This is a genomic window from Streptomyces sp. NPDC091972 (assembly GCF_044756385.1).
Classification (GTDB): Bacteria; Actinomycetota; Actinomycetes; order Streptomycetales; family Streptomycetaceae; genus Streptomyces.
Genome location: NZ_JBIVSV010000021.1, coordinates 18988 through 30012 on the forward strand (window position 1 = coordinate 18988; position 11025 = coordinate 30012).

The 11025-nt window shown below is 71.0% G+C and carries 6 protein-coding genes; 2 read left to right on the forward strand and 4 right to left on the reverse strand.

Annotated elements, in window-relative coordinates; translation table 11 throughout:
- The first annotated feature begins 3 nt into the window (after positions 1-3).
- Positions 4-2838: a fumarate reductase/succinate dehydrogenase flavoprotein subunit gene (locus ACIQJT_RS39525; protein WP_402650353.1), complete on the forward strand. Its 2835-nt coding sequence runs from the start codon at positions 4-6 to the stop codon at positions 2836-2838.
- Positions 2839-2897: 59 nt separating this feature from the next.
- Here ACIQJT_RS39525 and recQ read toward each other — a convergent pair whose 3' ends face one another.
- Positions 2898-4898, reverse strand: coding sequence for a DNA helicase RecQ (gene recQ / locus ACIQJT_RS39530; RefSeq protein ID WP_402650383.1), 2001 nt, complete (start codon positions 4896-4898; stop codon positions 2898-2900).
- Between the two features lie 241 nt (positions 4899-5139).
- Here recQ and ACIQJT_RS39535 point away from each other — a divergent pair, with 241 nt between their 5' ends.
- The gene (locus ACIQJT_RS39535; RefSeq protein ID WP_402650354.1) at positions 5140-5757 is read left to right on the forward strand and encodes a hypothetical protein; all 618 of its coding nucleotides are present in this window, start codon (positions 5140-5142) and stop codon (positions 5755-5757) included.
- A 74-nt stretch (positions 5758-5831) separates the two neighbouring features.
- On the opposite strand, the gene nuoN is transcribed toward ACIQJT_RS39535, so the two are convergent.
- Genes nuoN through nuoL form a run of 3 tightly spaced genes read right to left on the reverse strand, consistent with a single transcriptional unit; the run spans position 5832 to position 11019 of the window.
- Positions 5832-7481 carry an NADH-quinone oxidoreductase subunit NuoN gene (gene nuoN, locus ACIQJT_RS39540; RefSeq protein ID WP_402650355.1) on the reverse strand — a complete coding sequence of 550 codons (1650 nt, stop codon included), beginning with the start codon at positions 7479-7481 and terminating at the stop codon, positions 5832-5834.
- Positions 7478-9049, reverse strand: a complete 1572-nt coding sequence (locus ACIQJT_RS39545) for an NADH-quinone oxidoreductase subunit M (RefSeq protein ID WP_365462061.1) — start codon at positions 9047-9049, stop codon at positions 7478-7480. Before ACIQJT_RS39545 ends, nuoN begins: the two co-directional genes overlap by 4 nt.
- A gap of 5 nt (positions 9050-9054) precedes the next feature.
- Entirely contained in the window at positions 9055-11019 is a 1965-nt protein-coding gene (gene nuoL / locus ACIQJT_RS39550) for an NADH-quinone oxidoreductase subunit L (protein WP_402650356.1), read from the reverse strand.
- Positions 11020-11025: the final 6 nt, after the last annotated feature.

Sequence of the window (11025 nt, forward strand, 5' to 3'; positions counted from 1 at the left end):
CCGGTGACAACTCCTCCCTTGAACCCGCCGCTCGAGATCCCCGCCCCGACCGACGCCGAGGAGATCACCTGCGACGTCCTCGTCGTCGGCGGCGGCACCGCCGGCACCATGGCGGCCCTCACCGCCGCCGAGCGCGGTGCGAACGTCCTCCTGCTGGAGAAGGCGCACGTCCGGCACTCCGGCGCCCTCGCCATGGGCATGGACGGCGTCAACAACGCGGTCGTCCCCGGCCGCGCCGAACCCGACGACTACGTCGCCGAGATCACCCGCGCCAACGACGGCATCGTCGACCAGTCCACCGTCCGCCAGACCGCCACCCGCGGCTTCGGCATGGTGCAGCGCCTGGAGTCGTACGGCGTGAAGTTCGAGAAGGACGAGCACGGCGACTACGCGGTCCGCCAGGTCCACCGCTCCGGCTCGTACGTGCTGCCGATGCCGGAGGGCAAGGACGTCAAGAAGGTCCTCTACCGGCAGCTGCGGCGGCGCGAGATGCGCGAGAGGATCCGCATCGAGAACCGGGTGATGCCGGTGCGGGTGCTGACCGCCGAGGGGCGCGCCGTCGGCGCGGTCGGCTTCAACACGCGCACGGGCGGGTTCGTCACCGTCCGCGCGGGCGCGGTCATCCTCGCGACCGGCGCCTGCGGCCGCCTGGGCCTGCCCGCCTCCGGCTACCTGTACGGCACCTACGAGAACCCGACCAACGCCGGCGACGGCTACGCCATGGCCTACCACGCGGGCGCCGAGCTGACCGGCATCGAGTGCTTCCAGATCAACCCGCTCATCAAGGACTACAACGGCCCGGCCTGCGCCTACGTCGCCAACCCCTTCGGCGGTTACCAGGTCAACCGGCACGGTGAACGCTTCGTCGACTCCGACTACTGGTCCGGCCAGATGATGGCCGAGTTCGCGGCCGAGGTCGCCTCCGACCGGGGCCCGGTGTACCTGAAACTCAGCCACCTGCCCGAGGAGTCGATCTCGTCCCTGGAATCGATCCTGCACTCCACGGAACGCCCCACCCGCGGGACCTTCCACGAGAACCGCGGGCACGACTACCGCACCCACGACATCGAGATGCACATCTCCGAGATCGGCCTGTGCGGCGGCCACTCCGCCTCCGGCGTCCGCGTCGACGACCACGCCCGCACGACCGTCCCCCGCCTCTACGCCGCCGGCGACCTGGCCTGCGTCCCGCACAACTACATGATCGGAGCGTTCGTCTTCGGCGACCTCGCGGGCGCGGACGCCTCCCAGTACACGCCCTACGAAGGGGAGTTGCCGCTCGACCAGGTCCGCGAGGCGCACGAACTGATCTACCGCCCGCTGCGCAACCCGGACGGCCCGCCGCAGCCCCAGGTCGAGTACAAACTGCGCCGCTTCGTGAACGACTACGTGGCCCCGCCGAAGTCCGGCGCCCGGCTCTCGCTGGCCCTGGAGTCCTTCGAGCGGATGCGGGACGACATCGCCGCGATGGGCGCCCGCACCCCGCACGAACTGATGCGCTGCGCCGAGGTCTCCTTCATCCGCGACTGCGCGGAGATGGCCGCGCGCGCCTCCCTGGCCCGCACCGAGTCCCGCTGGGGCCTCTACCACGACCGCCTCGACCACCCCCAGCGTGACGACGTCTCCTGGTTCCACCACCTCGACCTGCACAAGTCCCCCTCCGGCGCGATGGAGTTCACGGCCCGGCCCGTGGCCCCCTACCTGGTCCCGATCGACGAGTTCACCCCCGTCGGCGGCCCCTCCCGGCACCTCGGCGAGGTGCATCCGGAGGAGGTGGCCACAGCGGGGGCACGGGACCGGGCGCCGGTGGCGGGGGCGGGGACGGGGGCTGTTGGGGAGATCGGGGCGGGGGCCGGGGTGGGGGTTGCCGGGGAGAACGGGGCGTTGGCTTCGGGCTCGGGGAGGGGGCCCCTCCCCCCTCCCCACCCCACCCCCACCCCCCAGAACTCCTCCGCCCGTCTCCTCGAACTCGTCTCCCTCGCCGAGGGCGAGCCCGGACTCGACGCCCTGCGGCCCTACTTGACCGACGCCGCGCCCGGCGTCCGGCGCGAGGCCGTGGCCGTGCTGACCGAGACCCTGCCCCAGGGCACCGGCCCCGCCCTCGCCGAGGCGCTCCGGGACCCCGCCCCCGAGGTCCGCGCCGCCGCGGCCGCCTCACTGCGCGAGCTGGTGGAGACGCTGCCCGCCGAACCCGCGCTGCGCGACGGCCTCGCCGCCGCCCTGTCCGAGGCGGACCCCGTCGTCCGCGCCGCCGCGCTGGACGTGCTGCGCGCCCTGCGCCTCGGCGACACGGATCTCTTCGCCGGGGCCCTCACCGATGCGGACATCGCCGTCCGCGTCGAGGCGGTCCGCGCCCTCGTCTCGGTGGACGCCGCCGAGGAGCTCGCCCGCGCGGCCACCACCGACCCCTCCCGCGAGGTCCGCGTGACGATCGCGAAGGCGCTGGCGACGGTGTCGGCGGAACGCCCGCCGAACGCCGTCCTCGACGCCCTGGCCCGTCTCACCGAGGACCCCGACGCCCTGGTGCGGGGAGCGGCCTACGGAGCTCTCGGCACCACCGGCTGCCCCGCGCCTCTCGCCGCCCGCGCGGTCGCCGCCCTGTCGGCCGCCGCCTGGCAGGTCCGGTCGGGTGCCGCGAAGGCGCTGTCCGCCGCCGACCCGGACCTGGCCGTGCCCGCCCTCGCCAAGGCCCTCGCCGACCCGAACGCCGATGTCCGCAAGGCGGCCGTCCTGGCCCTGACCCGGCACTCGGCCGCCGAGGACGCCCGCGCGGCCCTGGCCACGGCGACGACGGACTCGGACGCGGACGTGAGGGCGTACGCGGCGCGGGCCCTGTGACACGGGGTGGGTGGGGTGCGGCGCTGCACCTCACCTCGCCGCCCGGGGGCCGGTGGCGGTTATATCCAGTCGTCCTCGGGCTCCGGGTCCGCGTCCATCTCCGGCCAGTGGTCGGCCTCGGGGGCCGTGTCATCGGTGCGGTCGGGTGTCTGCGCGGCCGGCCCGCCGTCCGCGAGACCGGCCAGCACTCCGATCACGCCCTCCCCGTAGGTCACCAGCTTCTTCTCGCCGACTCCGCTGACCCCGCCGAGCTGCTGCACCGAGGTCGGCCAGGCCGTCACGATCTCCCTGAGCGTGGCGTCGTGGAAGATGACGTACGCCGGGACGCCCTGTTCGCGGGCCTGCTCGGCGCGCCAGGCCCGCAGGGCCTCGAACGCCGGCACCAGCGTCTCGGGCAGCTCGGCCACCGCGGCCTTGGCCTTGCCCCGCCCGGACGAGGAGCCCGACTTGGCGGTCACAGGCTTCTCCGGTTCCTTGCGCAGCGGCACCTCCCGCTCCCGCCGCAGCACCGCCCCGCTGGCCTCGGTCAGCACCAGCGTGCCGTAGTCCCCCTCGACCGCGAGCAGCCCCTGGGCGAGCAACTGCCGTACGACACCTCGCCATTCGCCCTCGGAGAGCTCCTCGCCGATGCCGAACACGGAGAGCTGGTCGTGGTCGAACTGGATGACCTTGGCGGTGCGCCTGCCGAGCAGGATGTCCACGATCTGCACCGCCCCGAACTTCTGCCCCCGCTCCCGCTGGAGCCGCACGATCGTCGACAGCACCTTCTGGGCGGCCACCGTGCCGTCCCAGGTCTCGGGCGGTGTGAGGCAGGTGTCGCAGTTGCCGCAGCCCGTCGACGCCGGTTCCTGACCGAAGTAGTTCAGGAGCTGCCCGCGCCGGCACTGCGCGGTCTCGCACAGCGCGAGCATCGAGTCCAGGTGGGCGGCGGCCCGGCGCCGGAACGCCTCGTCGCCCTCGCTCGACTGGATCATCTTGCGTTGCTGGATGACGTCGTTGAGGCCGTAGGCCATCCAGGCCGTGGACGCCAGTCCGTCCCGTCCGGCGCGGCCCGTCTCCTGGTAGTAGCCCTCGACCGACTTGGGCAGGTCGAGATGGGCCACGAAGCGGACGTCCGGCTTGTCGATGCCCATGCCGAAGGCGATGGTCGCCACCACGACCAGGCCGTCCTCGCGCAGGAAGCGGGACTGGTGGGCGGCGCGGGTGCCCGCGTCGAGGCCGGCGTGGTACGGGACCGCCTCGATGCCGTTGCGGGAGAGGAACTCTGCGGTGGCCTCCACCGACTTGCGGGAGAGGCAGTACACGATGCCCGCGTCTCCCGGGTGCTCCTCGCGCAGGAAGGCCAGGAGCTGCTTCTTGGGGTCGGCCTTGGGCACGATCCGGTACTGGATGTTGGGCCGGTCGAAGCTCGCCACGAAGTGCCGGGCCGTCGGCATGTCCAGCCGCTGGGTGATCTCCTCGTGCGTGGCGCGGGTGGCCGTCGCGGTGAGCGCGATCCGGGGGACGTCGGGCCAGCGCCGGCCGAGGACCGCCAGTGTCAGGTAGTCGGGGCGGAAGTCGTGGCCCCACTGGGAGACGCAGTGCGCCTCGTCGATGGCGAAGACGGAGATCTTGCCCCGGGAGAGGAGGTCCTGCGTGGTGTCGAGGCGCAGCCGCTCCGGGGCGAGGTAGAGCAGGTCCAGCTCTCCGGCGAGGAACTCGGCCTCCACCACGCGGCGCTCGTCGAAGTCCTGCGTGGAGTTCATGAACCCGGCGCGCACGCCGAGCGCTCTGAGCGCGTCCACCTGGTCCTGCATGAGCGCGATGAGCGGTGAGACGACGACGCCCGTGCCTGGTCTGACCAGGGAGGGGATCTGGTAGCACAGCGACTTGCCGCCGCCGGTCGGCATGAGGACGACGGCGTCCCCGCCGGCCACCACATGCTCGATGATCTCTTCCTGCTCGCCGCGGAAGGCGTCGTATCCGAAGACCCGGTGCAGCGTGGCCAGTGCCTCGCTGTCGCTCGCGCCCGGTGTCCCGGTGATCCCTGGCATCTCGCTGATACCGCCCATCCCGCCCATAGTCCCGTCCCCCGTACGTCGTCCTTCGACCACTGCCTCCACGATAGGGGCCGGGACCGACAGCGTCGGAGTTGTCCACAGGCCGGGCCCGTTACGTTGCGTGCTCATCCGATCGGCGGATGTCACATGGCGCACTCGTTCGACGCGGGGACATGCTGCTGGGGCGGGAGGCCCGCTCCTCCGACGGACGGCGCCTCACCCGCGCGCCCCTCCCGCCTCAAGCGCCTCAAGGAGAACGACCATGGCCTCTCGGCCCCTGAAGGCAGTGCTCACCGTCGCGGCGGCAGCGGCCTTCTCACTGACCGCCGTGCCCGCGCAGGCAGACGACCTGGACCCGTCCGTCTGGACGGAGCTGTCCCACACGTACGGGGCCACCGGCGCGTACGCCTACGAGCCGTACGCCGTCGCCGACGGCTTCGCCCCCACGGCCTGCGCGCCCGGCACGGGCTACCGCTACGTCAACCAGGCGAACGTCGGGCAGACCGACGCGGAGAAGCCAGCGGCGCTCCTCTACGAGGACGGCCCGTACGGGCGCAGGCTCATCGGGGTGGAGTGGGTCGTGAAGGCGGAGTCGGGTGCCGCCGCTCCGGCGATGTTCGGTCAGACGTTCCAGCAGCCGGTGGAGCTGCCCGAGGTGGGCTCCAGCTACACCCTGCGTGCCTGGATCTACAAGACGAACCCCAGCGGTCTCTTCAGCCCCACGCACGCCGACGTGACGTGCTCAGCGGACTCGGACTCGGACTCGGACGCGAACTCGAACGCGGACGCGGACGCGGACTCGATTCCGGACCTTGACCTGGACCTGGGCCTGATCCCGGATCTGGACGACCTGATCCCGGATCTGAACCTGGATGTGTGACCGCGTGCGGCGGGCCCCGGCTCCCTCGAAGGGAGCCGGGGCCCGCCGCATGAACCGGGACCGCGCAGCGCGGGTCAGCGCACGAAGACTCCGGCCTGGTTCGCCAGGTCCAGGAAGTACTGCGGCGCGACACCGAGGACCAGCGTGACCGCCACACCGACCCCGATCGCCGTCATCGTCAGCGGCGACGGCACGGCGACCGTCGGCCCTTCCGGACGCGGCTCGCTGAAGAACATCAGCACGATCACCCGGATGTAGAAGAACGCGGCGATGGCCGACGAGATCACACCGACCACGACGAGCGGCGCCGCGCCGCCTTCCGCCGCCGCCTTGAACACGGCGAACTTCCCGGCGAATCCGGAGGTCAGCGGGATACCGGCGAAGGCCAGCAGGAACACCGCGAAGACGGCCGCCACCAGCGGTGAACGCCGGCCGAGCCCCGCCCACTTGGACAGGTGCGTGGCCTCGCCACCGGCGTCGCGGACCAGGGTGACCACGGCGAACGCGCCGATCGTCACGAACGAGTACGCGGCCAGGTAGAAGAGGACCGACGACACACCGTCCGGCGTGGTCGCGATGACACCGGCGAGGATGAACCCGGCGTGCGCGATCGACGAGTACGCCAGCAGCCGCTTGATGTCGGTCTGTGTGATCGCGACGATGGCGCCGCCGAGCATGGTGACGATCGCGACGGCCCACATGACCGGCCGCCAGTCCCAGCGCAGGCCCGGCAGCACGACGTACAGGATCCTCAGCAGCGCGCCGAAGGCGGCCACCTTGGTCGCCGCCGCCATGAAGCCGGTGACGGGGGTCGGCGCGCCCTGGTAGACGTCCGGGGTCCACATGTGGAACGGCACCGCGCCGACCTTGAACAGCAGGCCCATGACGATCATCGCGGCGCCGATCAGCAGCAGCGCGTCGTTGCCCATGGTGTCGGCGAGCGCCGGGTCCACGGTGCCGATGGTGCCGTCGACGACCTGCGCGATGGTGCCGTAGGACACCGAGCCCGCGTAGCCGTAGAGCAGGGCGATGCCGAACAGGGTGAACGCGGAGGCGAACGCGCCGAGCAGGAAGTACTTGACCGCGGCCTCCTGCGACATGAGCCGCTTGCGGCGGGCCAGCGCGCACAGCAGGTACAGCGGGAGGGAGAAGACCTCCAGGGCCACGAACAGGGTCAGCAGGTCGTTGGCGGCCGGGAAGATCAGCATGCCGGCGACGGCGAACAGCAGCAGCGGGAACACCTCGGTGGTGGTGAACCCGGCCTTCACGGCCGCCTTCTCACTGTCGCTGCCCGGCACCGAGGCGGCCTGCGCGGCGAACGAGTCGACGCGGTTGCCGTGCGCCTCGGGGTCGAGCCGCCGCTCGGCGAAGGTGAACAGGCCGACCAGGGCCGCGAGCAGGATCGTGCCCTGGAGGAACAGGGCCGGTCCGTCGACGGCGATCGCGCCCATGGCCGCGATGCCCGCCTTGGTGGTGGCGTATCCGTCGGCGGCCAGGGCGACGACCGCCGCGAAGGCGGCGCACAGGGCCACGACGGACACGAAGAGCTGGGCGTAGTAACGGGACTTGCGCGGGACGAAGGCCTCGACGAGGACTCCGATGATCGCCGCGCCCACGACGATCAGGGTGGGCGACAACTGTCCGTATTCGATCTTCGGCGCGTCGATCTTGGAGATCGGGTCGGCCGCGGTTGTCCACAGGCTGTGGACGGCTACTGCGCTCACTTGGCCGCCTCCACCTCGGGCTTGGGGTCCTTCTTGTGCACGTCGGACATGGTCGACTTCACTGCCGGGTTCACGATGTCCGTGACCGGCTTCGGGTAGACGCCCAGGAAGATCAGCAGGACGACCAGCGGGGCCACGACCACGAGCTCACGCATCCGCAGGTCGGGCATCGCGGAGACCTCCGGCTTCACCGGGCCCGTCATCGTCCGCTGGTAGAGGACGAGGGTGTAGAGCGCGGCGAGCACGATGCCGAAGGTGGCGATGATGCCGATCACCGGGTAGCGCGCGAACGTGCCGACCAGGACCAGGAACTCGCTGACGAAGGGCGCGAGCCCCGGCAGCGAGAGAGTGGCCAGACCGCCGATCAGGAAGGTGCCGGCGAGCACCGGGGCGACCTTCTGGACCCCGCCGTAGTCGGCGATGAGCCGCGAGCCGCGCCGCGAGATCAGGAAGCCCGCCACCAGCATCAGCGCCGCCGTCGAGATCCCGTGGTTGACCATGTAGAGCGTCGCGCCGGACTGGCCCTGGCTGGTCATCGCGAAGATGCCCATGATGATGAAGCCGAAGTGGGAGATCGACGCGTACGCCACCAGGCGCTTGATGTCCCGCTGGCCGACCGCGAGCAGCGCCCCGTAGATGATGCTGATCACCGCCAGGACGAGGATCGCGGGCGTCGCCCACTTGCTGGCCTCCGGGAAGAGCTGGAGGCAGAAGCGGAGCATCGCGAAGGTGCCCACCTTGTCGACGACCGCCGTGATGAGGACGGCGACCGGGGCGGTGGCCTCCCCCATCGCGTTGGGCAGCCAGGTGTGCAGCGGCCACAGGGGCGCCTTCACCGCGAAGGCGAAGAAGAACCCGAGGAACAGCCAGCGTTCGGTGTTGGTCGCCATGTCGAGCGAGCCGTTGGCCCGCGCCTCGGCGATCTCCTGGAGGCTGAAGTTCCCTGCGACGACGTAGAGGCCGATCACCGCGGCCAGCATGATCAGGCCGCCGACCAGGTTGTAGAGGAGGAACTTCACGGCGGCGTACGAGCGTTGGGCCGCCGCGTTCTCGTCGGAGCCCGCGTGGGCCCGGTCCCCGAAGCCGCCGATGAGGAAGTACATCGGGATGAGCATGGCTTCGAAGAAGATGTAGAAGAGGAAGACGTCGGTGGCCTCGAAGGAGATGATCACCATCGCCTCGACGGCCAGGATCAGGGCGAAGAAGCCCTGCGTCGGGCGCCACCGCCTGCTTCCGGTCTCCAGCGGGTCGGCGTCGTGCCAGCCCGCGAGGACGATGAACGGGATCAGCAGGGCGGTCAGCGCGATGAGCGCGACCGCGATGCCGTCCACGCCGAGTTCGTAGCGGACCCCGAACTCCGCGATCCAGGCGTGGGACTCGGTGAGCTGGTAGCGGTCGCCGTCCGGGTCGAAGCGGACCAGGACGGCGATCGCGAGGGCGAGGGTGGCGAGCGAGACGAGCAGCGCCAGCCATTTGGCGGCGGTGCGGCGCGCGGCCGGCACGGCGGCCGTGGCGACGGCTCCGATCGCCGGGAGCACCGCCGTCGCTGTCAGCAGAGGAAAGGACATCGGTATCAGACCGCCCTCATCAGCAGGGTCGCGGCGACGAGGATCGCCGCGCCGCCGAACATCGAGACCGCGTACGACCGCGCGAAGCCGTTCTGCAGCTTGCGCATCCGTCCGGACAGACCGCCGACCGAGGCCGCCGTGCCATTGACCACTCCGTCGACCAGGGTGTGGTCGACGTAGACGAGGGACCGCGTCAGGTGCTGCCCGCCGCGGACCAGGACGACGTGGTTGAAGTCGTCCTGGAGCAGGTCGCGCCGGGCGGCCCGGGTGAGCAGCGAGCCGCGCGGGGCGACGGCCGGGACCGGGCGCCTGCCGTACTGGAGCCAGGCGATGGCGACGCCGACGACCATCACGGTCACCGTGGCCGCCGTGACCGTGGCGGCGCCGATCGGCGCGTGGCCGTGGTCGTGGCCGGTGACGGGCTCCAGCCAGTTGAGGAACCGGTCGCCGATGCTGAACAGGCCGCCCGCGAAGACCGATCCGAAGGCCAGCACGATCATGGGGATCGTCATGGACTTGGGGGACTCGTGCGGGTGCGGTTCGGCGTGCTCGCCGTGGTGTTCGGCGGCGGGCTCGGCGCTCGGGGCCTCCGGGGAGCGGGTGGCCTGGTTCCTCCAGCGCTCCTCCCCGAAGAACGTCATCAGCATCACGCGTGTCATGTAGAAGGCGGTGATGGCCGCGCCCAGCAGGGCGCAGGCGCCGAGGATCCAGCCTTCTGTGCCGCCCTTGGCGAAGGCCGCCTCGATGATCTTGTCCTTGGAGAAGAAGCCGGACAGGCCCGGGAAGCCGATGATGGCGAGGTAGCCGAGGCCGAACGTCACGAAGGTGACCGGCATGTACTTCCGGAGGCCGCCGTACTTGCGCATGTCGACCTCGTCGTTCATGCCGTGCATGACCGAACCGGCGCCGAGGAAGAGCCCGGCCTTGAAGAAGCCGTGGGTCACCAGGTGCATGATCGCGAAGACGTAGCCGATGGGGCCGAGGCCCGCGGCGAGGACCATGTAGCCGATCTGCGACATGGTCGAGCCGGCCAGCGCCTTCTTGATGTCGTCCTTCGCGCAACCGACGATCGCACCGAACAGAAGCGTGACCGCGCCGACGATGGTGACGACCAGTTGGGCGTCCGGGGCGAGGTTGAAGATGTTGGCGGAGCGGACGATCAGGTAGACGCCCGCGGTCACCATGGTCGCCGCGTGGATGAGGGCCGAGACGGGGGTCGGGCCCTCCATGGCGTCCCCGAGCCAGGACTGGAGCGGGACCTGGGCGGACTTGCCGCAGGCCGCGAGCAGCAGCATCAGGGCGATGCCGGTCAGCGTGGCCTCTCCGGCGTCGCTCACCGCGCCCGGCTCCTGGTGGCTGCCGAGGACCGGGCCGAAGGCGAAGGTGCCGAAGGTCGTGAACATCAGCATGATCGCGATCGACAGGCCCACGTCGCCGACGCGGTTGACCAGGAAGGCCTTCTTCGCCGCGGTGGCCGCGCTGGGCTTGTGCTGCCAGAAACCGATCAGCAGGTAGGAGGCGAGACCGACGCCCTCCCAGCCGACGTAGAGCAGGAGGTAGTTGTCGGCGAGGACGAGCAGCAGCATCGCCGCGAGGAACAGGTTCAGGTAGCCGAAGAAGCGGCGGCGCCGCTCGTCGTGCTCCATGTACCCGATCGAGTACAGGTGGATCAGTGAGCCGACGCCGGTGATCAGCAGCACGAACGTCATCGACAGCTGGTCGAGGCGGAAGGCGACGTCCGCCTGGAAGCCCTCGACCGGCACCCAGCTGAACAGGTGCTGGGTGAGCGTGCGGTGCTCGGCGTCCTTGCCGAGCAGGTCGGCGAAGAGGATGGCGCCGAACACGAAGGAGGCGCCGGCGAGCAGGGTGCCGATCCAGTGGCCGACGGCGTCCAGCCGCCGGCCGCCGGTCAGCAGGACCGCCGCTCCGAGCAGGGGCGCCGCGATGAGCAGCGCAATGAGGTTGTCCACGATTCA